Source organism: Pseudomonas salomonii, from assembly GCF_900107155.1.
GTDB classification, from domain to species: Bacteria; Pseudomonadota; Gammaproteobacteria; order Pseudomonadales; family Pseudomonadaceae; genus Aquipseudomonas; species Aquipseudomonas salomonii.
On record NZ_FNOX01000002.1, the window covers coordinates 615,553 to 640,105 of the forward strand.

Below are 24,553 nucleotides of genomic sequence, written 5' to 3' on the forward strand. Positions count from 1 at the left end.
CCCTGAACGATAGAAACCGGCAGGATGGCATAATGCCACAATTCTGAGCCGCAAAGTTCAAAATGGCGCAGTTACGCCTGCGGCCAAGAGCAGGATCAACGCCCTGACACCTACTCCTTCGCCCTCAGCACAACAATCCCCGGCGTATTGGCCACATACGCCAGAAACGGCGAATCCATCACCTTCTGGCTGCCTGAATGCGAAGACGCATTGCGCAGTACGGGGCCTTTGTTCGTCATGATAAAGAACCCCACATGGGTCACATCCAGCCCGGCCAAGGGCGTATAGATGCCAATAAAATCGCCCTCGTGCAGGCGACTGATGACCTGCTTATCGATAAAACCAGCAGGAATGTAGGTCACCGTACGCTGGACCACCGGCAGGCCAGGCAGGTAGGCGCTGCCGTCGGCTTTTTGGTTGAGGCGTTTTTCGCGGCGAACGGCATGGGTGCTTAGCTGCGCGGTGATGTCTTGCGCCGGTTTATACCTGCCGCTGTAGGCCCAATCGGTGTAGAAGTGCTTACGGCTGAGAAAATCGAGATCGCCATCAACATAACGCGTGCGCAACAGGTTTTTCATAAAGTCGGGTTGTGCTGCTGACTGTCGCAGGGCCTCGACGTAATCCAGGTAGGTAAAGCAATCCAGGCCTCGAAAATCGACCACCAGTTGTTCGGGAGTGCCCAGTGAGCCCTGTAACTTGTTGGCAACATAGGGCGTGCCTAAAAAGGCCTTCGAGATGAGGCCGATCTGTTGGCCTGCGGGAAGCGACCGGTAGTTTGGACGTTCTTGGAGAATCGCATTGAGCTTCTCAACGGTGTAAGGATCCAGCGGTGCATCGGACGTCAGCGGCGCATTTGGCTGACGTTCGAACGCATGGCTTCCAGTGGTTGCGCCCGACGAACCACAACCGGCCAACAGCATCGACATCAGGATAAAAACATAGGGTGTGCGCATCTGACTCTTCACTTATCCAAGGGGCATCCGATCATACCGGCCAGCGCCGGTCAGCCGTGGCCGGCGCTCAAGCGCTCCCACAAAAAGCCGTAGACCAGCGCTTTCATGTACGCACTCTGGGCATTATCCGCCGCGCCGCCGTGGCCGCCTTCGATGTTTTCGTAGTACGTCACGTCCTGGCCGGCATCGATCATCCTGGCCGCAAGCTTACGGGCATGGGCCGGGTGTACGCGGTCATCACGGGTCGAGGTGGTGAACAGCACCGGCGGGTAGGTCTTGGCCGGGTCGAACAGGTGGTAGGGTGAAAACGTCTGGATGAAGGCCCATTCTTCGGGCACGTCCGGGTTGCCGTACTCTTCCATCCACGAGGCGCCTGCCAGCAAATGGTGATAGCGCTGCATGTCGAGCAACGGCACCTGGATGACCACGGCTGCGAACAGCTCGGGGTATTGGGTGAGCATGTTGCCGGTCAACAGGCCGCCATTGCTGCCACCTTGCACGGCCAGGTGCCGGGGCGAGGTGAGGTTGCGGTTGATCAGGTCTTGCGCCACGGCGGCAAAATCCTCATAGGCGCGCGCACGCTTGTGCTTGAGCGCCGCCTGATGCCAACGCGGGCCGTATTCGCCGCCGCCACGAATATTCGCCACGGCATACACGCCGCCTTTGGACAGCCAGGCGCGACCCAGCCCGCCGGAGTATTCCGGGCACAGCGAGACTTCAAAGCCGCCATAACCGTAGAGCAAGGTCGGCGCGTTGGCGTTGTACTGCAAGCCCTGTTCGTGCACCAGGAAATACGGCACGCGGGTGCCATCCTTGGACACGGCAAAATGCTGTTCAACCACATGCCGGCTCGCATCGAAGAACGCCGGCATGGCCTTAAGCACTTCGGGTTGCGCACCAAGCTCGGCCAGTGACAGCGTGACCGGCGTGAGAAAACCTCGGGTGACCAGCCACACCGCGTCGCTGTCATCGCTGTCGACGGCGCTCACATCCACGGTCGCCATCGGCGGTGCGCCGACAAGTGCGCTGCGTGCCCAGCCTTGCGGGCCGGGCGTCAGCACGCTGAGGCGGTTTCTGACGTCCTCCAGCACGTTGAGCACCAAGTGGTTGCGGGTCCAGTCCATGCCGGCCAGCGAGGTGCTGTCCGATGGCACGAACAACAGGTCGAAATCCCGCGCGCCGTCCATGAAGCGTGCAAAGTTGATCGCCAGCAACGAGCCGGCCACATAGCCATCCCCCACCGCCCAATCATCACGCAATTGCAGGAGCAACCAGTCTTTGTGCACCGACTTGTCGGCCGAGTTCGGCGCATCGATTTTGCTCAGCGTGCCATCCGGGGCGCGCAGGTACAGTTCGTTGTTGTAGAACGCCAGGGTGCGGCTGACGAAATCCCGCTCGTAACCCGGCGTGCTGTCGTGCATCGCCGCGATATACATATCGTCGTGCCGGCCTTCGTAGACGATCGTCGCGGCACTCAAGGGTGTACCGCGCTGCCATTGCTTGACGATGCGCGGGTAACCCGAGCGGGTCATGCTGCCAGCCCCGAAGTCGGTAAACACATACACGTTGTCGTGGTCGATCCAACCCAGCCCGCCCTTGGATTCGGGCAACTCGAAGCCGTCTTTGACCCAGGCTTTTTCGACCAGATCAAATTCGCGCGTGACACTCGCGTCCGCGCCGCCACGGGACAGTGCGACCAATGCGCGTTGATAGCCAGGGTGCAGGCAGTCGGCGCCGTGCCAGACCCAATTTTCACCTTCCAGGGCATTCAATGCGTCGATATCCAGCACGGTTTCCCAGGCCGGTTGCGCCTTGCGATATTCCGCCAGCGTGGTCCGCCGCCACAGGCCGCGAGGGTGCACGGCGTCGACCCAGAAGTTGTAATAGTGGGCGCCGATTTTTTCCACGTAGGGGATATTGCTGTCCGAGTCGAGCACCGCCAGCAGGTCGGCCTGCATGGCCTTGAAGGACGCGGATTCGGCGAGTCGGGCGTGGGTCTTGAGGTTTTGCGCGCGCACCCAGTCCAGCGCTTGTGGGCGGTCGACGTCTTCCAGCCAAAGGTAAGGATCGTCGCCCGTGGAAGTCGGTGTCGGGAGGTTTGGCATGGTCGAATCCTGTCAAAAATCGGTGCGGAAAACCAATGAGTGTCACTCAGCCGCGCCCAACCCTGCAACCAGCACCTCCACCACCGCGCGCACCTTGGGCAGCGCGTAGCGGTTTTTGACCCAGGCCACGCTGATACCCATGCCGACACTGGCCAAGTGCGGCAAGACTTGCACCAGCGACCCGTCCTGCAAGTGTTGCTCAACCAGCCAGGACGGCAGTTGCGCGATACCGCAGCCGGCCAGCGCGGCCATCTTGAGCCCGTCGCCATGGCCGATCACCAGTTGCGGCTGTGTGATTATGTGCAGCGCCACGCCTTGTTCGCCAGCATGCCGCCAGGGGCTGACGCGACCATCGACCCAGCCGTAGGCCATGCACTGATGCTGCTCGAGGTCACGCTCGGACTGCGGCATGCCGTGGCGGGCGAGATACGCGGGGGATGCACACAGCACATGCCACTCGCGCGTGAGTAAACGGTGCTCTACCGTCTCCGGCCAGGCCGGGACGTCGCCGATGCGCACGACGATATCCACGCCTTCCTTAAGCGGATCGACAAAGCCATCGGAGAAGGAGATGTGCGGGGCCAGCAATGGATGAGAGTTCAGCCACGGCAGCAGGATCGGCAGCACCTGCGCCTGGCCAAAGGCGCCGGGCAGGTCGATGCGCACACGCCCGCGCAGTTCGGTGTTTTCAGCCTGCAGTGCCCATTCGGCTTCTTCCAGGTCGGCTAATACGCCGGTGCAGGTGCGCAGGTAGGCCACGCCGGCATCGGTCAGCGACAACCTGCGCGTGGTGCGATGGAACAGTCGGGCACCCAGACGGGCTTCCAGGCGCGCAATGCTTTTACTCACGGCCGAAGCGGTCAGGTTCATTTTCCCGGCGGTCGCCGTAAAGCTGCCGTACTGCGCGACACAGACGAATACATCAATGCCCTTCAGGCGCTCTGAAGAAAACATGCACAGCCCTTATTCATGAATTGAGTTCCTGTACCTGGATAAAAACCATCCTAAATCAGAACTCGGTTCAAAGGTAAGCTGCGTCCACTCTGATAAATGGACCCCGAGGCTCGAATGCTGGCCACGCTGAAACACTACCCCGCCACGCTCAAACTGCTATTGGGTGCCTCGCTGATACTGACACTCGCCCGCGCAATCACCCTGCCCTACCTGGTCATTTACTTATCAGGCCACTTTGGCTTGAGCATCGCCGATATCGGCCTGGTGATCGGCTGCACACTGATCATCGGCTCGCTGCTGAGCCTGTATGGGGGCTTTCTGGTGGACCGGATGAGCAGTTATCGGCTTATCCTGACTTTCTGCGGCGTGTTCACCCTAGGCTTTCTCGGCGCCGCTATCGCGCCTGCGCTCTGGCTGTTCTACCTGTGCCTGGTGGCGGTGAACCTGGCGTATGCGGTGGTCGATATCGCGGTAAAAGCCGCCTTTGGCAGCCTGCTTCCCGTCGAACAGCGCAGTGAAGCATTTTCGATCAAATACACGCTGACCAATATCGGTTATGCCGTCGGGCCGTTCCTTGGCGCGGGATTGGCCACCGTAGATTCGAGCCTGCCGTTTCTAATGTCAGCCGGGCTTGGCGCCGGATTCTGGTTGGTCTACTGCGTATGGGGCGACAAGCGTTTGCAAACGGCCCAGGCAAACCAGCCAGCCGTAGCGTTCCTGGCCGTCGGCACACTGTTGCTGCGCGATTACCGCCTGGTGTGCTTTACCCTCGGCGGACTGCTCAGTGCCGTGGTGTTCGGCCAGTTCACGGCCTACCTCTCGCAATACGTGATCGTCACCACCACGCCTGAGGAGACCTACCGGATCATCAGCACGATTGTGGCCACCAATGCCCTCACGGTGATCAGCTTGCAATACAGCCTCGGCAAACGGATTTCCCCGCGTTACCTGAACCGATGGCTGGCCGCAGGGCTCAGCCTGTTTGTCGTCGGCCTGGGCGGGTTTGCGCTGTCGACCACGCTGCTGATGTGGGTGCTGTCCATGGCGATTTTCACCCTTGGCGAAATTATCGTGTTCCCGGCCGAATACATGTTCATCGACAACATCGCACCCAATCACCTGCGCGGCATGTATTACGCCGCGCAGAACCTGAGCAATGTCGGCGCGGCGTTGGGGCCGGCGTTGTGTGGGTGGGTGTTGGCGACGCAGCCGGCGTACAGCATGTTTTATATGTTGGTGCTTTTTGTCGTGGCGGGCGGGTTGATGTACTTTTTGGGCGGGTTGATTGGCAGTCAGCGTGGCAACCTGGCGCCACCGGCAGACGGTTGAGCCTGTTGCCGCACACGGACAGCAGCCTGTGAGCCTCGTTCCTTGCAGGCCACGCAATACACTTTTGCCATCAAGCCCATTGATAGCTCCCTAACGAAACCGCCATTCTAGAGGGCTAATCTCTCGCTTATATCATTCCGAATGATAGTTACCTTTGCTTCATTCGATTCGTGACATAGCACCTCGCCGCGCATGATCCGCCCATCTCAAATACATTGGCGGATGCACCTCATGGAACAGTCACTCAAACACTTGCGCTTCCCCTTGGCGATTTTGGCCGTGGTGGTGATGAGCGCCTGCGGCAAGACCCCGGATCAAGCGGCCGCCATGCCCCCGGCGAAAATCAGTGTGGCCAAGGTGCTGGAACAACCGGTCAACGAGTGGGACGAGTTCACCGGTCGCCTGGAAGCCCCGGAAACCGTGCAGATTCGCCCGCGCGTGTCCGGCCAGATCGACCAGGTGGCCTTCACCGAAGGCGCCCTGGTGAAGAAAGGCGACCTGCTGTTCCAGATCGATCCGCGCCCGTTCCAGGCTGAGGTGCGCCGCCTCGAAGCCCAACTGGCACAAACCAAAGCCGCCGCCAGCCGTAGCGATAACGAAGCGCAACGTGGCGAGCGTCTGCGCCAGAGCAATGCGATCTCCGCCGAACTGGCCGACTCGCGCACCACCGCCGCCCAGGAAGCCCGCGCCGCTGTCGCCGGGATCCAGGCGCAGTTGGACCTGGCCAAGTTGAACCTGAGTTTTACCCGCGTAACGTCGCCGATCAGTGGCCGCGTCAGCCGTGCGGAAATCACCGCCGGCAACCTGGTGACCGCCGACACCACCGCGCTGACCAGCGTGGTCTCTACCGACAAGGTTTACGCCTACTTCGACGCCGACGAGCGCGTGTACCTCAAGTACACCGAGTTGGCCCGTGAAGGCCGCCGTGGCGCGACCACCCCTGTGTACCTGGGCCTGTCCAATGAAACCGGCAACCCGCACCTGGGCCAGATGAACTTCGTCGACAACCAGGTCAACCCGGCCACCGGCACCATCCGTGGTCGCGCCGTGTTCGATAACAGCAAGGGCGAATACACGCCTGGCCTGTACGCCCGCTTGAAGCTGGTCGGCAGCGGCACCTACTCCGCCGTGCTGATCAACGACGAAGCGGTTGGCACCGACCTCGGCAAGAAGTTCGTGCTGGTGATGGACGGCGACAAGCCGGCTTATCGCTCGGTGGAACTGGGGCCGAAGATCGAAGGCCTGCGCATTGTGCGCAGCGGTTTGACCAAGGACGACACCATCGTCGTGAAGGGCTTGCAGCGCATTCGCCCGGGTTCGCCGGTTGCACCGGAAACGATCCCGATGGCCAGCAAGGAAACCCTCGCCGCCTTGGCACAACAACGACAAGCGCTTGAAGCCAGCAACCTGGAGCAAGTGGCGCCGGATAAAGCCGCGCCCAAGCTCGCAGCCGTCGCGACTCCACGCGGTTAAGGGATACGACTCAAGATGAATTTTTCCAAGTTCTTCATTTCGCGGCCGATCTTCGCAGCGGTGCTGTCGCTGTTGATTTTGATCGCCGGTGCGATCTCGCTGTTCCAACTGCCGATCAGCGAATACCCGGAAGTGGTGCCGCCCACCGTGGTAGTACGTGCCAACTTCCCGGGCGCCAACCCCAAAGTCATCGGTGAAACCGTGGCCGCTCCGTTGGAGCAAGCCATCACCGGCGTCGAGAACATGCTGTACATGTCCTCGCAGTCGACCGCCGACGGCAAGCTGACCCTGACCATCACCTTCGCCCTGGGCACCGACCTGGACAACGCGCAGGTACAGGTGCAAAACCGTGTGACGCGGACTCAGCCGAAATTGCCTGAGGAAGTGACGCGTATCGGTATTACCGTGGACAAGGCTTCCCCTGACCTGACCATGGTGGTGCACATCACCTCCCCGGATCAGCGTTACAACATGCTCTACCTGTCCAACTACGCCATCCTCAATATCAAGGATGAACTGGCACGGCTGGGCGGCGTGGGCGATGTACAGCTGTTCGGCATGGGCGATTATTCCCTGCGTGTATGGCTGGACCCGAACAAGACCGCCTCGCGCAACCTGACCGCCACCGATGTGGTCACGGCGATTCGTGAACAGAACCGTCAGGTAGCGGCCGGTGCGCTGGGTGCGCAGCCTGCGCCTAACGACACCAGCTTCCAGCTGTCGGTCAATACTCAGGGCCGCTTGGTCACTGAGGAAGAGTTCGAAAATATCGTCATTCGTGCTGGCGCTAACGGCGAAATCACGCGCCTGAAGGACATCGCACGGGTGGAGTTGGGTTCCAGTCAATACGCCCTGCGCTCGTTGATCGATAACCAGCCGGCCGTGGCGATTCCGATCTTCCAGCGCCCTGGCTCCAACGCCATCGACATCTCCAATGAAGTGCGCGCCAAGATGGCGGAGCTGAAAAAGAGCTTCCCGGAAGGCATGGATTACCGCATTGCCTACGACCCCACCGTGTTCGTACGCGGTTCCATCGAGGCCGTGGTTCACACCTTGTTCGAAGCACTGATCCTGGTGGTGCTGGTGGTGATCCTGTTCCTGCAAACCTGGCGCGCCTCGATCATTCCATTGGTGGCGGTGCCGGTATCGTTGATCGGTACCTTTGCAGTCATGCACCTGTTTGGCTTCTCGCTTAACGCGCTGTCGCTGTTCGGTCTGGTACTGGCCATCGGTATCGTGGTGGACGACGCCATCGTGGTGGTGGAGAACGTCGAGCGAAATATCGAGTTGGGACTCGAACCGTTCCCGGCCACTGAAAAGGCCATGAGCGAAGTGACTGGCCCGATCATCGCGACTGCGTTGGTACTCTGTGCGGTGTTCATACCCGCGGCCTTTATCAGTGGCCTGACCGGACAGTTCTATAAGCAGTTCGCCTTGACCATTGCGATCTCGACGGTGATTTCGGCGTTCAACTCGCTGACCTTGTCGCCCGCACTGGCTGCGGTACTGCTTAAAAGTCATAACGCACCCAAGGACGGCTTCTCCAGGTTCCTCGACAAGATCCTGGGTGGCTGGTTGTTCAAACCGTTCAACCGCTTCTTCGACAAAGCCAGCCATGGTTATGTAGGCACCGTGCGCCGGGTGATTCGCGGCAGTGGCATTGCGCTGTTCCTGTACGCCGGCCTGATGGTGCTGACATGGTTGGGCTTTGCCCACACGCCGACCGGTTTCGTACCGGCCCAGGACAAACAGTACCTGGTGGCCTTCGCGCAATTGCCCGACGCCGCCAGCCTGGACCGCACCGAAGATGTGATCAAGCGCATGTCCGATATCGCCATGAAACAACCCGGCGTTGAAAGCGCTATTGCCTTCCCCGGCTTGTCAATCAACGGTTTTACCAACAGCCCTAACAACGGCATCGTGTTCGTGACCTTGAAGCCGTTCGATGAGCGTAAAGACCCGAGCATGTCCGCCGGCGCCATTGCCGGTGCACTGAACGGTAAATACAGCAGCATCGAAGAAGCTTACATGGCGATCTTCCCGCCGCCGCCGGTACAGGGCCTGGGTACGATCGGCGGGTTCCGCCTGCAAGTCGAAGACCGTGGCAACCTGGGTTACGACGAGCTGTACAAAGAAGTGCAGAACATCATCACCAAAAGCCGTGGCGTACCTGAGTTGTTCGGCCTGTTCACCAGCTACACGGTGAACGTGCCACAGGTCGATGCCGCCATTGACCGCGAAAAGGCCAAGACCCATGGCGTGGCGATCAGCGACATCTTCGACACCCTGCAGATCTACCTGGGTTCGTTGTATGCCAACGACTTCAACCGCTTCGGCCGTACCTACCAGGTCAACGTGCAGGCTGAGCAACAGTTCCGCCAGGATGAAGACCAGATCGGCCAGCTGAAAGTGCGCAACAACAAGGGCGAGATGATCCCGCTGGCGACCTTTATCAAGGTCAGCGACACCTCGGGCCCGGACCGCGTGATGCACTACAACGGCTTTATCACCGCCGAAATCAACGGCAACGCCGCACCGGGCTACAGCTCCGGCCAGGCACAGGCGGCGATTGAAAAGTTGCTCAAAGACGAACTGCCCAATGGCATGACCTACGAGTGGACCGACCTGACCTATCAGCAAATCCTCTCGGGCAACACCGCACTGTTCGTGTTCCCGCTCTGCGTACTGCTGGCGTTCCTGGTACTGGCCGCCCAATACGAAAGCTGGAGCCTGCCATTGGCGGTGATCCTGATCGTACCGATGACGCTGCTGTCGGCCATCACCGGGGTGATTATCTCCGGTGGCGACAACAACATCTTCACTCAGATCGGCCTGATCGTACTGGTGGGCCTGGCGTGCAAGAACGCGATTCTGATCGTCGAGTTTGCCAAGGATAAGCAAGCCGAGGGGCTCGATCCGCTGGCGGCGGTACTGGAAGCTTGCCGCCTGCGTCTGCGGCCGATCCTGATGACCTCGTTCGCCTTCATCATGGGTGTGGTGCCCCTGGTGCTGTCCAGCGGTGCCGGTGCCGAGATGCGTCATGCCATGGGTGTGGCGGTGTTCTCCGGGATGATCGGGGTGACCTTCTTCGGTCTGTTGCTGACCCCGGTGTTCTACGTCCTGATCCGTCGTTATGTGGAGCGCGGCGAAGCACGCAAAGCGGCCAAGGCCTTGAAGCTGGAGACACAGCAATGAGCGTGAAAGTATTTTTGCCGAGCTTGCTGGTACTGGCGCTGAGCGCCTGCGCCGTGGGCCCGGACTACAAAACCGAAAAATTGGAGGCGGCCAATGTTACGGCCGCCGCCGACACCAAGAGCTATGACCACGCCAAGTACGAAGGCATCTGGTGGCAGCAGTTCGAGGACCCGACCCTCAACCAGTTGGTGACTCAATCGCTGAGCGGTAACCGCGACTTGCGCGTCGCCTTTGCCCGTCTGCGGGCGGCACGTGCCATCCGGGATGACGCCGCCAACGACATCATGCCGGTCGTCACCTCTCGCGCCAGCAGTGATGTGGGCAAAGGCCAGATTCCCGGCCAGACCACCCAGCGTGTCAACAGCGAGCGCTACGACCTGGGCCTGGACATGGCCTGGGAAGTCGACTTGTTCGGCCGTATCCGCCGCAACCTTGAGGCCAGCGATGCGGACCAACAGGTCGCCGAAGCCGACCTGTACCAACTGCAAGTCAGCATGATTGCCGAACTGGTGGACGCCTACGGCCAGCTGCGCGGCGCTCAATTGCGTGAACGCATTGCCCTGGACAACCTGAAGAACCAGCAGGAATCGCGCACCATTACCCTGAGCCTGCGTGATGCCGGTGTGGGTGATCAGCTCGATGTGGAACGCGCCGACGCACGTCTGGCGGCGGTTGAAGCCAGCGTGCCGCAACTGCAAGCCGAGCAAGTGCGCGAGCGTAACCGCATCGCCACCCTCCTCGGCCAGCGCCCCGACAAGCTGAGCGTGGACCTGAGCCCTAAAGACCTGCCGGCGATTGCCAAGGCCTTGCCGATCGGCGACCCCGGCCAGTTGCTGCAACGTCGCCCGGACATCCTCAGTGCCGAACGCAAACTGGCCGCCGCCACCGCGCGTATCGGCGTGGCCAAGGCCGACCTGTTCCCGCGGGTCAGCCTCAGCGGCTTCCTCGGTTTTACCGCAGGGCGCGGTTCGCAGATTGGCTCGGCAGCAGCGAATGCCTGGTCCCTTGGCCCAAGCATCACCTGGGCTGCCTTTGACCTGGGCAGCGTGCGTGCGCGTTTGCGCGGTGCGAATGCCGAGGCCGATGGCGCTCTGGCGACCTATGAACAGCAAGTGTTGCTGGCGTTGGAAGAATCGGAGAATGCGTTCAGCGATTACGGCAAACGCCAGCAGCGCCTGGTTTCGCTGATTCGTCAGAGTGAATCCAGTCGCGCTGCCGCTGACCTCGCCGCGATTCGTTATCGCGAAGGCACCGTGGATTTTCTGGTGCTGCTCGATGCGCAACGTGAGCGCCTGGCGGCTGAAGACTCCCAGGCCCAGGCCGAAGTGGATTTGTATCGCGGCATCGTCGCGATCTACAAGGCCCTGGGCGGTGGCTGGCAGCCGGACACGGTCGTAGCCAGCAGCAAGTGATGTAACGAGCTCCTTTGGTTGGTCGCATCCAGCCAATTTTTAGCCCTGCGGCTCATTCGGTCGCGGGGCTTTTTTTTGGGTTAATTTGAAACGCATGGACGGCAAATATTGCTGTAGTCCCTCGCCAGTGATTTCCGATCATTGGAGGGTAAGAACATGGCAATCTTTCACCCGTCTGCTGAAATCAGCGAGTCCTTGCCACGGCTTTAGCGACGCCCGCAACCGCAGTGGCGACCACCACCAGAGGGTCTACGCGGGAGCCTGCGTCACACAGACGGCAACGCGTCACTCAGGATCAGGCTGCGGTAGTGCCCAGGGTTTGAGCCGGACCATTTGCGGAAGGCTTTGTAAAAGGAGCTGACATCCGCAAACCCAAGGCGCACGGCAATTTCAACAAAACTGATATCGGCCTCGGCGAGCCAGACAATCGCCAATTCCTTGCGCACGCTATCCTTGAGCCCCTGATAAGTCTGGCCCTCATCTGCCAGCCGGCGACGCAGGGTCGACGCGGATATACACAGGTTGGCGGCCAAGCCTTCGGTTTCCGGCCAGGTATTGGCAGGCATATGGCGCAGGTCATGTTTGATGCGATTGGCCAGGCTCGTCGGGTCGCGGTATTTGACCAGTATGTTGGCTGGCGCATGCGCCAGGAAGCGCTTGAGTTCTTCCGGGCTGCGCTTGATCGGCAGGTCCAGGCAGTCGGCAGAAAAGATCATGCGCGTGCGTGGCCGGTCGAAGCGCAGGTTGTCGGAGAACATCACGCGATAGTCGTCGCAGAACTCCGGTGGCGGGCAGCGCAATTCAATGGCGAGAATCGGAATCCGCCGACCCGCCAGCCAGCAGGCGACGCCGTGGACGATCATCCAGTAGGTGAAATAGGTAAACGCGCGTTTGGGTTCGGGTTCGAGCAGAACGATTTCTGCCAGGCTCTGTTGGCGCACCAGTTGTGCGGGCATCTGCTCGAGCATCAACGACAAAAAACCCAGGCCGGTTTCCACGCCGGCAGCCAGGCTCGGTTGCGCCATCGCGGCGCGGCACAGGAACGCCAGGCTGCCGGACTTGAGTTTGCGCGGGTCCATACCAAAAAATTCATCATCCCGGCGGCGCGCCAACAAACGCCACAGCCGCGCGTACGCGGTGGCCGGTACGCGGGCGTCGGGCTGCGCCAGCAATGTCGGGTCTATCCCGACCTTGCTCAAGGCTTCAACCGTGGCCGCGCCGGGCGCGCAGCTTTGCAGCAAGGCTTCGCGCACAAGATGGATGGAGATGGTGTCTTTTTCCGCCATGGGAATCGGGCTATTCAATGCTGCAAAAGATGGAGTGCATCATAAGGGCGGTTGCGATTCGCCACCACCGTTCAGCCGCAGTTCAGCAAAGGTCCATATTGGCTGTTTAGTAATGAGTATCATTATGTTACAAATTAGCATCCTATCCAGCCTTGATGCGGTGCCGAATGCTCGTTCCCTTTCTAATCATGCTGCGCGAAGGCATTGAAGCCGCATTGATCGTTGGCATTATCGCCAGTTACCTGCAGCAAACCGGCCGTGGCCAGTGGATGCCCGCCGTGTGGATCGGCGTGTTCCTGGCCGCTGCGTTGGCCCTGCTGGTAGGTGGGGGGCTGGAACTGGTCAGTGCGGAGTTCCCGCAGAAACAACAGGAACTGTTTGAAGGCATTGTCGGCCTGGTAGCCGTCGGCATCCTCAGCTCCATGGTGTTCTGGATGCGCAAGGTGGCACGCTCCATCAAGCATTCCCTGCACGAATCCCTGGATCACGCGTTGGCCGGCTCCAAGCACCAAGTCATTGCGCTGATCGCCATGGTGTTCTTTGCCGTGGCCCGTGAAGGCCTGGAAACCGTGTTTTTCCTGCTCGCCGTGTTCCAGCAGAGCGAAGGCCCGGGCGCACCGATCGGCGCCCTGCTCGGCTTGATCCTGGCGATTATCGTCGGCTTCCTGATCTACACCGGCAGCATGCGCCTGAACCTCGGCGCGTTCTTCCGCTGGACTGGTCTGTTCATCCTGGTGGTGGCCGCCGGCATTCTTGCCAACTCGGTGCAGGCGCTGCACGAAGCCGGAGTGTGGAACCACTTGCAAACCGTGCTGTTCGACTTCAGTGCCGTGCTGCCGATGGACAGCCCGCTGGGCTCGGTGCTCGCCGGGATGTTCGGCTACCAGGAAGCGCCGACCGTGAGCACCCTGGGTGCCTATCTGATTTATCTGGTAGTGGCGCTGGTGATGTTCTTCCTGCCCTCGCCCCCTGCCAAGTCAGTCGTCCAACCCTCTTCCGTTTCCAGCCAGTAAGGACCGTCTCTTGTCCAACCCAACCCTTCAACCGGCACCGCCGTCGCGCGCCCTGCGCTGGGCAGTGGCCGGCTCGGTGGTGGTGATGATCGCCGCCGGTGCGCTGTTTTATTACGCTTCGCAACTGGCTGCCGCCAAGCGCCAGACCAATCACAACGAAATCGCGGTGACCATTCACGGCCACGCCTGCGAGCCGAATGAAATCAGCGTACCCGCCGGACGCGCGAGTTTTCGCATCATCAACCGCTCCGACCGCGCGGTGGAATGGGAAATCCTTGACGGCGTGCTGGTGATCGAAGAACGCGAAAATATCGCGCCGGGCCTAAGCCAGGTGATCAACGCCAACCTGTTGCCCGGCGACTATGCGATCACCTGCGGCCTGCTGAGCAACCCGCGCGGCACGCTGCATGTGACCCCGACCGCCGAGTCCGACGCTCAGGCCAAGGCCAAGCCGTCGATGGTGGCGTTTATCGGCCCACTGTCGGAGTTCCGGGTGTACCTGAGCGGCCAGGGCAGTGCGCTGGTCAAGGCCGTGACCGCGCTGCAGCAAGCGATTGCCGCCGGTGACCTGGCCCAGGCGCAGGCGCTGTATGTGCCGGCCCGTGAGGCGTACCAGCGTCTGGCTCCGGCCGCGCAACGCCTGGCGCAACTGGACAACGCGATCAACGCCCGCGCCGATTACTTCGAAAAACGCGAGCAAGACCCGGCGTTCAGCGGCTTCCACCGCCTCGAATACAGCCTGTTCCAGCAGCGCAGTCTCGATGGCCTGGGCCCGGTCGCCGAACACCTGGTCACTGACGTCACCACCCTCAAGCAACAGTTGCTTGCGCAATCACTGCCGCCGGAACAACTGGTCAGCATTGTGGTGCGCAACCTCAACAGCCTGGCGGATGTGCGAGCCGTCAGCGGTGAAGAGGAGCGCTACAGCCATACCGACTTGAACGGCTTTGCCGCCAACCTGGAGGCCGCCCGCAAGGTGGTCGACCTGATGCGTCCATTGCTGAGCAAATCGGCACCGGGCCTGTTGCCAAACATCGACAGCGCCCTGGAGGCCTTCGATGCACAGCTCAACAGTTTGAAAGTCGACGGCCAGTACAGCCGCTACGACAGCGTCACGGCCGATCAACGCAAGCAGATCGCCGACAAGGCCAAGGCTCTGGCCGTTGCACTCGATGGAATCGACCCCGCCCTTGGCCTTTCCGGCCTGCAGTGAAGACGACCTAAGACATGAGTGATTCAGAACAGTTTTCCGCACACTTTTCAGCACAGCGCCGCCGCGTCCTGTTGGGCATGGCCGCCACCGGCGCCGCGATTGCCGGCAGCACCCTGACCTGCCCGGCCATGGCCGCTGCGGCCGAACAAGTCACCACCGCACCGCGCAGTGACAAGACCCAGGACCACCACGATTTCTTCGGCCAGCACCAGACCGGCATCGTCACCCCGCGCCCGGCCTGCGGCATGCTCGTCGCCTTCGACGTGCTGGCCAGTGACCGCGAAGACCTGGAGCGCCTGTTCCGCACCCTGAATGAGCGCATCGCGTTCCTGATGACCGGCGGCACCGTGCCGCAAGTTGACCCCAAGCTGCCGCCCACCGACTCCGGGATCCTCGGCCCGGTGGTGACGCCAGATAACCTGACCATCACCGTCTCGGTCGGCGAATCGCTGTTCGATGAGCGTTTCGGCCTGGCCGCAGCCAAACCCAAGCGCCTGAGCCGCATGGTGGGCTTCCCCAACGACGCGCTGGAACCCGCGCAGTGTCACGGCGACCTGAGCCTGCAATTCAGCTCGAACACCCCGGACACCAATATCCACGCCCTGCGCGACATCGTGAAGAACCTGCCCGACTTGCTGCTGGTGCGCTGGAAACAGGAAGGCAGCGTACCGCCCCAGGCACCGGCCAAACCCGGTGAGCCGGCGCAAAGCGCACGCAACTTCCTCGGTTTTCGTGACGGCTCGGCCAACCCGAACTCCAACGATGCCAAGGCCATGGACCAGATCGTCTGGGTACAACCCGGCAGCGACGAACCGGCCTGGGCCGCCAACGGCAGCTACCAGGCGGTGCGTATCATCCGCAACTTCGTCGAGCGTTGGGACCGCACGCCCTTGCAGGAACAGGAAAGCATCATCGGCCGCATCAAACCGACCGGCGCGCCCATGGACGGCGACAAAGAAACCCAGGTTCCCGACTACAGCAAGGACCCGCAAGGCAAGTTGACCAAGCTCGATGCACACATCCGCCTGGCCAACCCGCGTACCCCGCAGACTCAGGCCAACCTGATCCTGCGCCGGCCGTTCAACTACTCCAACGGCGTCAACAAAAACGGTCAGCTGGACATGGGGCTGCTGTTCATCTGCTACCAGGCCGACCTGGAGAAAGGCTTTATCAGTGTCCAAACCCGGCTCAACGGCGAGCCCCTGGAGGAATACCTCAAGCCGGTCGGCGGCGGGTACTTCTTCACCTTGCCGGGAGTAACGGGGCCCAAGGACTTCCTTGGCCGCACACTGCTCGCTGCAACGCACTCTCAAACCACTGCCAACACCTAAAACAAACCAGAGCGGAAAACGTCCCATGAAGAAGTCGACTATCGCGTTGTCGTTGCTATTGACCCTCTCACCGCTGGCAGCCTTCGCCGCCACCGCGCCTCTGGACCTGGTAGGCCCGGTGTCGGACTACAAGATCTACGTCACCGAAGAAATCGGCGAACTGGTCACCCAGACCAAGGCGTTCACCGATGCCATCAACCAGGGCGACCTGGCCGCCGCGCAGAAGCTCTACGCGCCGACCCGCGTGCACTATGAGTCCATCGAGCCGATCGCCGAGCTGTTCAGCGACCTCGACGCTTCGATCGACTCACGTGTCGACGACCACGAGAAAGGCGTAACCGCTGAAGACTTCACCGGTTTCCACCGCATCGAGTACGTGCTGTTCTCCGAGAAGACCACCAAAGGTCTGGAAGCGCTGACCGCCAAGCTCAACACCGACGTCAACGACCTCAAAACCCGCGTGGACGGCCTGACCTTCCCGCCGGAAAAAGTCGTCGGCGGCGCTGCAGCGCTGTTGGAAGAAGTGGCGGCCACCAAGATCTCCGGTGAAGAAGACCGTTACAGCCACACCGACCTGTATGACTTCCAGGGCAACATCGACGGCGCAAAGAAAATCGTCGACCTGTTCCGTGGCCAGATCGAGAAGCAGGACAAAGTCTTCCTGGCCAAGGTCGACAAGAATTTTGCCGCCGTGGACAAGATCCTGGCCAAGTACAAAACCAAAGATGGCGGTTATGAGACCTACGACAAGGTCAAGGAAACCGACCGCAAGGCCCTGGTGGGCCCGGTCAACACCTTGGCTGAAGACCTGTCGATGCTGCGCGGCAAGTTGGGCTTGAACTGATGGATGCGCCCAGGCGTTCGTGCAGCCCTGCGGGGCGGCCGAACACCTGGGTGTCAAACATCACACGGGAGCGGGCCTGAAGTGCTCCAGTGGAGTCCCTTCGGGTTTATGGCTTACGGGGTTGATCGCATACCACGAGCCGTTCTTCTGAACCGCCAGGACCTCCTGGCCGCCACTGAAACCTTTACGGGCTCCTGGAAAGTTTTTCCTCCGATTGCCAAACACCGAATCCGAAGCGCCCGAGAGCCATCGCCACTGCTCGAAAGTAGTGACCGGCAGATAAATGTTCGAGCCGATATGAACCGGGACTCCGTTGGCGACTTTACCCAGCCCCTTAACACCATTTACCCCCCCACGAAAAATGCTGGGGATGGCTTCCAATGGGTTGAACAGTCCACGAATGTAGGTCACCCCGCCTTTGAGCGCGGCCAAGGTGAATGGCGTGCCACTGAAGGGGATCAACATTTTCAAGCCTTTGCCAAACGCCTTTAATCCCGACCACCCCCCGGTCGCAAAAAAAGACAAGACGTCGATCATCAGGCCTTTCGCGCCGTCTTCTGTTTTACCCTCCACCAAATCCGCCATCGCCCCCACAAAAGGAATCAGACTCAGCAACATTCGAGTACCTTCAGCAGAAAACAGACTGCTCGTGGAAAAAGGGTGATTACGCTTGTACAAGTCCGTGGGTTCATTGGCATAGGCGATCCGTGCGTCACGTTCATCTTTGAAGTTATAGGCTACTAGCCTATCGACTATCTGAGATATTTTGGAGGAAGCAAAGGTGTTCGGTGCCCGATCGTGAATATGGCCCGTCCTCTCGGGTATCGGGTCTGGAAGCTCCTCGATAATCACTTGCGACGTTACCCCAGCACGCGGCTCAGAGCCTGTACTGTAGGCGTCAAAATCAAACGGTTGAGTCGTTCCATTCCGGATCACCGGCCCTGCATAGGTATAGAGACTGTCGCGTAGCGTTTCATTTTCCACCTTACCGTCAAGCGGCAGCTTGGAGGGCAAGTCCGGTCGCTTGACCATCGTCATGGACCCTGGGAAAACTTCGTAGTAACCGAACCTGGGTTTGACCAGGCCAGTTTCATAGCGAAGCAAGAGGCCATGCTTGCCTTTGCTCTGTTCGACTTTTGAGTCCGGCCCTTGATCGACGCGCAGTGAGTCTCCGGTCGTTTTGCGCACGCTATAGAACGTGATCTTCCCCCACTCCAGCGCCTTGCGATCTTCAAGGGGTAGATCAGCGATCATCAGCTTCAATGTGGTTGACTGCGCTGCACGGAGGTCGGCAATGTATTTATCGACGGCAGGTGCTACTAATGGCTCGATCCTGGGCAATTGCTTGAGCCGCTCCTTAAAGGTCGCGAAGTCGACCTTCGTATGAGCAAACGCGCTACGCGTCCAATAGTCTTTGACGCCAAGCAAGGGTTTGTTGTCCTTGTAATTCATCAAGATGACATCGATCAAAAACTTCTCATTGCGGTCGGTTTTTCCAGACCTGAATGCACCGGCGGAAAAACCTGTATCGGGATAATCAGGCACCTTGAGGTTGCGAATCTCCTCCTCGGTCATTTCCGGGAACAGCAGCAGCAGTTGTCGGACCAGCACGCTTGATTCAGTAGGCGGCTCGCTCATCAGTACGTTGAACGCCTCACGGGTCTGGTATTCGCGCTCGGAAAAGGCTTTCGACGCGGCCTCGTAATCCCCTGTCGAATAGCGACCATCTGAAGTGGCTGGAAAAATGCCGTTCATCACTGCCCAATCCAACAGTGGCGAAACCCCCATTGTTTTGATCAAGGCTTCTTGTTTAGGCCCTGTAGCCTCCTGACGTGCCAGCGCGAGCACTTGCGTAAGATTCAAGCGTGAATCGCCCGCTATCTCACAGCCCAGGCGCATGTTCATCCAGGCTGTGCTGCCGACCTTGATGTTCTCCGGGTCCTGGTTGAACAGTTTGGCCTTTTCGGCATCGACGCCAGGGTCTCGTTTGACGAGCATCTCCGGTGCCGACTGGGCCAGCAACAGATGGGCCATCAGGGCCGAAACCTTAGGGTCGACCCCCTTACTTTCCAAGTGCCTCTCGACACGTTCACGCACCTCTTTAAGCGTGCGGCCCTTATTGCCAGGCTGATACAACTCATAGCCCGCCACCGTGCCCCGCTTGCCCGGCACCGGGCTATCGACGCAGAACTTGAGCGTGGTGGCCAAGAGTTGGTGGCGATCGGTTCTCGTCAACGCTTGGCCATCGGCCACAGCATAGAGCCCAATGGACTTGGCAATGTCTTCAGCCATGGCAATGGCCTGTGGCGAATCAAAAAAAGCGGCGAGATGACTGTCCGGGTCGGGATAGGCTTGAAAGCCTGAGGCAGGGGGGGAAAAGGCCTTGAGCGCCACTTCGACCTGCGCCGATCGACCCTGGAGCGTTTGCGTCACGTGGGAGGACAGCCCTGGCCCGCCGTACGGCGTCATGCCTGCGTAATCACCCGCCAGCGGCGGCGACGGCATTTGAGTGGTTAACCAATGGATCGTCGCACGCAACTGGCCGACGGTTTTCGGGACATCGGGCGCGTAAAACGCCAGGACCTGACGCGTATCATAAGTGCGTGTGGAGTACAGCGCATTCCCGGTCTTTTTGCTCATCTTCACTAACTGGTCGTAAGCCTCGTTCATCTTGCGTGCCGCCTTCCCTTCAGCGTCGTCATTTCTCGACGCCCGCTCGACCTCATGGTCGAAAGCTTGCTGTATGGAAACCCAATCCCCGGCAAGATTACGCATCTGCAAGTCGCCCTCCGACAGCCTGAACTCAGGCATCCGGAACTCACTGCCAGGAAGATCGTACCCGGCCTTCTTCAAAAAGGCCTGGAAGGTCGCAGACTCCAGAAACTGAAGAAAAAGCTGGCGCGGCTTTTTGCTGCGCTGATCCAGGGAGGAACCCGGATCGACCTTCACGTTCTGGTCATCCAGGTCAAGCACGTTCGTGTCGGGTTCACCCGTGAACTGTGAGCGAAACTGCTCTACCACGCGTGCACGTACCGCACTGTCCTCACGACGCTGGGCCAGCTCTTTGAACTGGCGTTGCCATTCATCGCGTCGCGCCGCAGTGATCTTGGGCCACCCGTTGTTCTTGAGATGCTTGCTCAGGTGGTGGGCACTTTTTTCACTTTCCGGTGGCTTTACGCCGTAAAAATCCAGCAACACGTCACGGCCAATGGCGTTGGGACGGCCAGTTGCGGGAAGGCCCAGGTTGCTCGGCGAAAGCACCTGTTGCAGGGCCGAGATCGTTTGACTGACTTGCCCCCAGCCAGAACCATCAGTGGCCGAAAAACGCTGTAAGGTTTCTTTACCGTCACGTACCACAACGCCCACAACGCAATCATTGAATACCCGTATGGTTTCGGGCTTCAACGCTTGAGAACGGAACCACGCCTGGACGGATGGCTCATTAACCGCCTGGTTGTACATCTCGATGAAGGGCTCTACGGATGATTTTTCAGGATTGGCTTTTTCATCCGCGTTGTCAGTGTTCAACCCGTTAACCAACCTTTTCTGCAGCGCGATGTCCGCCTTTTCAGCGTCCGCTGCTGCGGGGTATCGCCGCCTGACTTTGCCTGCTTTGGCAGGTGGCACCGCTGCGCTTTTAACGTCAGTGTCACGTTTGTCCCGGCCTGCCTGTTCCTGCAGCTTCACCTCGCGCAATGACCTGGAATGATGCGTATCAGTTGGGCTGGGGCCTGGGGTCACAGCGATAACGGAGGGAGAAGCCGGTACATCGGCGGTGGGGATGTGTGGGGTACTGACTTGAGCGGAGGAAGAAAGGGGTAAAACCGGAACGCCACCTTTTGCAAGGATTGTCGACATTCAAAATCTCTCTACCGATTGAGTTGATGAGTGTTCTCGTCCCTAAAAAACAATTGATTAATAAAATATTAAGTAATGCGAAGTCGGGCCGTAGGCATTTTCTTAACTAGATGGCAGTAAAATCTTGGCAATAACACCCCCAAGCATTGGCCAGGCTTGGGGGCGTTTTTTATGCAGCCGTCGCGTTCAGCGGTTTAAACCCGTCCAACGGGGTGCCGATCGGCAAATGAGTGGTGGGATCCGTCGCATACCAATAAGTACCGATTTGCACCGCTTGAACCGGCACCGAATAATTGTGCCCATTGTGAGTGGCCCTCTGCCCGGCAGGGCTTGGGGCTGGCGGAGGTTGATTCAGCACGCGGCTCACGCCCAGGCATGTACGCATTTTTTCCTCCACAGAGCCCAGCGTGGTCACCAGCGAAGGCGTGGGTGCCTTGTTCAGCAGTTTAGGCAGGCTGAATATGCCTTTGGCAACGCCGGTCAGCAGGTCCGCCGTGCCATCCAGTGGGTTCAGGAAACCACTGACGACGCTGACCCCTTTTTCCAGGACGCGAAAAGCCTTGGCACCGAAGGGCGCGACAACTTTTGTGGATTTGAACAAGGCATTCAGGGTCGAGCCTGCGCCCCCGATAATGGCGCCCACCGTGTCGATAATCAGCCCTCGCGTGCCCTCGACGACGTTGCCCTGGGCCAGATCCATGATTGCCCCTACGAACGGAATCATGCCCAGCAGCACCTGGTCCCTGTGAGCCGATAGCTCGCGCTGTTGCTCCAACGGCAACTTGCCCTGAGCGAGCTGCAACGTGGTGTCGCGATGATGAACAAAGTTGCCCTGCATTAGGCGCTCGACAATCGACTGGGTGCGGGCCGAAGAAAAACTGTTGGGCACCACCGTTTGCATATCGCTCTGCTCGGTCGACGGCGCGGCGGGCAAGGTATCCCCAATTTTTTCGATAATGACGTGTGGCGATTTGACGCCGGGCCTTGGCACTGCGTCGGAGCTGTAAGCCACAAAATCAAACGGTTCCTCCAAACCGTTCTGCAGTTTCGTTTTGGTAGGTGCCCAACGCCCGTACACCTTGGTGTCGTTTTGCAGTTCACCGCCCAGTGTCAACGTATCCGGTAGATCATCACGTTTGATGATCAACAACTTATCCGGGAAGACCTCAAAATAGCGGATCACACCCAAGTGTTCACAGCGTATCAACGTACCTTTGCGCCCTCGCCGCTCCTCCACCTGATCGGGTGTCTGGTCCAGCGTGGGCACGCCGTCCACTTGCTCACGCAGGGCAAACAGTTCGACCTTGCCCAGTTCCAGGGCCTGGCGATCAGCCAATGGCAGGTTGGCAATCATGCGCTTGGTGACGGTGCTCAAGCCCTGCTTGAGGTTGGCCAAATAGGTGTCGACCTCTGCGGGCAACTGGGCCTGCACATTCGGTAACTGGGCGATTTTGGCATCCAGGGCCCGCACGTTTGCATCAATAGCGTCCTGGTCTGCTTTGCTCAGGCCCTTGTTGAAATCAAACGGGGTTTTGCGGGTGGGCGATTTCGGCAGCGCCTGCCCCGGGGTCAGGAGCATCCAGCGGCCCTCAACCAGGTCGCCGGTCATGTACGTCTCGACCAACGGGCGTGTTACCGGCTCCGACAACTTCTGGTTGCGACGTTCATTCGGGTCTGCGATGTACACACGCAACGCTTTTATTTGCTCAACGCTGAGATCGGGAAAGACGTGCCGCAAGTTCTCGATCGCACGTTTTTCTCGCGTCGGCAGCGCCACATTGAAGTGGTTCAAGGCTTGAAGGAGCTGCGTGCGCTGCGCGTCGAAAGCCTCTTTGGCCTGCTGGTACATCTGGGGTGTATAGCGCCCATCCGCCGGTCGGGTGTAGACGCCCTGCATCAAGCCCCAATCGAGTAATGCGGCCATCCCGTAATTATCGAGTATGGCGGCCTCTTCCGGCGTGCGCGGGTCCAGCCGGCTGAGTGCCATAACCTGCGCGTAACTCATGGCACGCGAAACGCCGGCGCCGCCCTGACGCTCGGCAAACATGACGCCCAGGCGCAAATCTGCCCATTCAGGCGAACCCATGCGCAGCGTGTCGGGAATGCCCCGCACAAGAAACTCAGGCGCAGCACTGGCCAGCAACAAATGGGCCACGAGCGGCGCGGCTCGGGGGTCGAGTAGTTTGTTCTGTTTGAGATGGGCTTCGAGATCCGCGCGTACCTCGGCCATACTGCGCCCACTGTTGCCTGGCTGATACAGGTCATAGCCGGCGATTGTGCCTGGACGCCCGGGCGTCTGTGGATCAATTTTGAGTTTGATGGCAGCGATGATCCACTGCTTGCGTTCGGCGTCCGACAATTGTCGGGTGCCGGATGCGCCACGAAAACGCTGGTCAAACGCTAAACTATCACCCAGCAACAAGACCAGAGGGTCACTGAGCATTTGGCTGATGAAATGTTCGGCTTGAGCACGCAGATCCTCGGGTGTATTTCGATCGAGGATACCTCCGGTATTGAGTAGCACCAACATGGCGTCGCCTGAGTTGTCATCAGTTGGGGTATCTCCCACCGCCGCCAAGGCGGCTTTATCGGCGATAGACAAGTCTCCGGGTGCCCAGGTGCGGCCTAACAGGCCGGAGTAATTCCCCAACGGTGCAGGCGGCGGTAATACCGTGGTCAGCCAGCGCACGGTATTACGCAACTCACCCACGGTCTTGGGCAATGACAATCCATAAGCCTGCAAAGCGTCGCTGATCCCGACCTTGCCGGCTTCGTTACGGGTCAGTCCTGAGCTGTTGCTGACGGGCACGGCCAACTCGGCCAGTTCCACGGTTTGCTCATCGGGCTTGTCTGTGATGTGTTGAGTCAGGACGCCTGCCAGATGAGCGCGTTCATCCAGGGCGTCAATCGCTTGCCTGGCTGTGTGCACGCGAGTGTCGAGTTCAGCCTTCTTTTCGGGTGCTGACCAGTCCGCGGCCGCCAGTGCTTGCTGAGCTTGCGTCACGTTGCTATCGCTAGCGGGTGGTTGCACCCCATACCAGCGCATGACTGCATTGCGCGAAAAAGTGCTGCCGGTAAGGTCGGCATACGGTAACCCGGCCCCGTCAGGATCAAGACTGCGGGCAGCGGCGCGCAACCTTGCGCTGGCTTCCCACCAACCGGATGCATCGCTGGTGGTAAATGTTTGCACGCTGGTGACACCGTCACGGGTGACGCTGCCCGTCACCGAGTCGGGCTTGACCACCACCGTCGACAACGCCATGCCCTTGCTCAGGAACCAGCTCTGGAGCTCAGGCGTATTGAACGCGTGCCGGTAAGCATCGAACAGCGGATAAATCGTCGTATTGGCGGCCAGGTTGACTCTGCGGTCTGTCGCTTGACGCAAGGCCTGGCTCCCCAGCCCCGCCTGTAAGGCACGGTCAGCGCTTGACGCGGCCTCGGCAGGAACCGTTGGCAACGCAGGGAGCGTCCATGACGAGAGCGACTCGGGTTCCAGGCTGCGTTTGCCGCGAGTACCCGTTTCGAGCGCGGGGCCATGGGCTGGTGCTGGTGCAGATGGCAGCACCGGCGGGGTATACGTGCGAGCG

General features: G+C 59.9%; 14 protein-coding genes. 8 read left to right on the forward strand and 6 right to left on the reverse strand.

What is annotated here, in order from left to right; all coding sequences use genetic code 11:
- Window positions 1–110: 110 nt before the first annotated feature.
- From BLV67_RS06865 to BLV67_RS06875, 3 genes are read right to left on the reverse strand one after another with little or no spacing between them, the layout of a single operon-like run.
- Complete coding sequence (locus BLV67_RS06865; protein ID WP_069787857.1) at window positions 111–953, reverse strand: DUF1460 domain-containing protein; 843 nt, start codon at window positions 951–953, stop codon at window positions 111–113.
- Between the two features lie 50 nt (window positions 954–1,003).
- The gene (locus BLV67_RS06870; RefSeq protein WP_069787858.1) at window positions 1,004–3,058 is read right to left on the reverse strand and encodes a prolyl oligopeptidase family serine peptidase; all 2,055 of its coding nucleotides are present in this window, start codon (window positions 3,056–3,058) and stop codon (window positions 1,004–1,006) included.
- A gap of 42 nt (window positions 3,059–3,100) precedes the next feature.
- Window positions 3,101–4,012: a LysR family transcriptional regulator gene (locus BLV67_RS06875; protein WP_069787859.1), complete on the reverse strand. Its 912-nt coding sequence runs from the start codon at window positions 4,010–4,012 to the stop codon at window positions 3,101–3,103.
- Between the two features lie 114 nt (window positions 4,013–4,126).
- Here BLV67_RS06875 and BLV67_RS06880 point away from each other — a divergent pair, with 114 nt between their 5' ends.
- The 4 genes from BLV67_RS06880 to BLV67_RS06895 all read left to right on the forward strand — a co-directional run bounded on the left by BLV67_RS06880 (window position 4,127) and on the right by BLV67_RS06895 (window position 11,421).
- A complete protein-coding gene (locus BLV67_RS06880) occupies window positions 4,127–5,341 on the forward strand; it encodes an MFS transporter (protein ID WP_069787860.1) in 1,215 nt (404 codons plus the stop codon).
- A gap of 231 nt (window positions 5,342–5,572) precedes the next feature.
- Window positions 5,573–6,814, forward strand: coding sequence for a multidrug efflux RND transporter periplasmic adaptor subunit MexE (mexE, locus tag BLV67_RS06885; protein WP_065930203.1), 1,242 nt, complete (start codon window positions 5,573–5,575; stop codon window positions 6,812–6,814).
- A gap of 15 nt (window positions 6,815–6,829) precedes the next feature.
- Entirely contained in the window at window positions 6,830–10,009 is a 3,180-nt protein-coding gene (locus BLV67_RS06890; protein WP_065930180.1) for an efflux RND transporter permease subunit, read from the forward strand.
- Entirely contained in the window at window positions 10,006–11,421 is a 1,416-nt protein-coding gene (locus BLV67_RS06895) for an efflux transporter outer membrane subunit (protein ID WP_069787861.1), read from the forward strand. The genes BLV67_RS06890 and BLV67_RS06895 overlap by 4 nt, the downstream gene beginning before the upstream one ends.
- A 266-nt stretch (window positions 11,422–11,687) precedes the next feature.
- On the opposite strand, the gene BLV67_RS06900 is transcribed toward BLV67_RS06895, so the two are convergent.
- Window positions 11,688–12,707, reverse strand: coding sequence for an AraC family transcriptional regulator (locus tag BLV67_RS06900; RefSeq protein ID WP_069787862.1), 1,020 nt, complete (start codon window positions 12,705–12,707; stop codon window positions 11,688–11,690).
- A gap of 167 nt (window positions 12,708–12,874) precedes the next feature.
- Between BLV67_RS06900 and efeU the strand changes: the two genes are divergently transcribed.
- The 4 genes from efeU to efeO (BLV67_RS06920) are packed head-to-tail and all read left to right on the forward strand — an operon-like array spanning window position 12,875 to window position 17,108.
- Window positions 12,875–13,720 carry an iron uptake transporter permease EfeU gene (gene efeU / locus BLV67_RS06905; RefSeq protein ID WP_069787863.1) on the forward strand — a complete coding sequence of 282 codons (846 nt, stop codon included), beginning with the start codon at window positions 12,875–12,877 and terminating at the stop codon, window positions 13,718–13,720.
- A gap of 10 nt (window positions 13,721–13,730) precedes the next feature.
- Window positions 13,731–14,933 carry an iron uptake system protein EfeO gene (gene efeO, locus BLV67_RS06910; RefSeq protein WP_069787864.1) on the forward strand — a complete coding sequence of 401 codons (1,203 nt, stop codon included), beginning with the start codon at window positions 13,731–13,733 and terminating at the stop codon, window positions 14,931–14,933.
- 14 nt (window positions 14,934–14,947) lie between these two features.
- Entirely contained in the window at window positions 14,948–16,264 is a 1,317-nt protein-coding gene (efeB, locus tag BLV67_RS06915) for an iron uptake transporter deferrochelatase/peroxidase subunit (protein ID WP_065930185.1), read from the forward strand.
- Between the two features lie 25 nt (window positions 16,265–16,289).
- Window positions 16,290–17,108 (forward strand): iron uptake system protein EfeO, encoded by an 819-nt coding sequence (gene efeO / locus BLV67_RS06920; protein ID WP_065930186.1) that lies wholly within the window; start codon window positions 16,290–16,292, stop codon window positions 17,106–17,108.
- 60 nt (window positions 17,109–17,168) lie between these two features.
- Here the strand turns inward: efeO (BLV67_RS06920) and BLV67_RS06925 are convergent, their stop codons facing one another.
- Both BLV67_RS06925 and BLV67_RS06930 read right to left on the reverse strand, forming a co-directional pair.
- On the reverse strand, window positions 17,169–20,966 hold the full coding sequence (locus BLV67_RS06925) for a hypothetical protein (protein WP_244160700.1): 3,798 nt from the start codon (window positions 20,964–20,966) through the stop codon (window positions 17,169–17,171).
- Window positions 20,967–21,135: 169 nt separating this feature from the next.
- Window positions 21,136–24,351 carry a hypothetical protein gene (locus BLV67_RS06930; RefSeq protein ID WP_069787865.1) on the reverse strand — a complete coding sequence of 1,072 codons (3,216 nt, stop codon included), beginning with the start codon at window positions 24,349–24,351 and terminating at the stop codon, window positions 21,136–21,138.
- Between the last annotated feature and the right edge of the window lie 202 nt (window positions 24,352–24,553).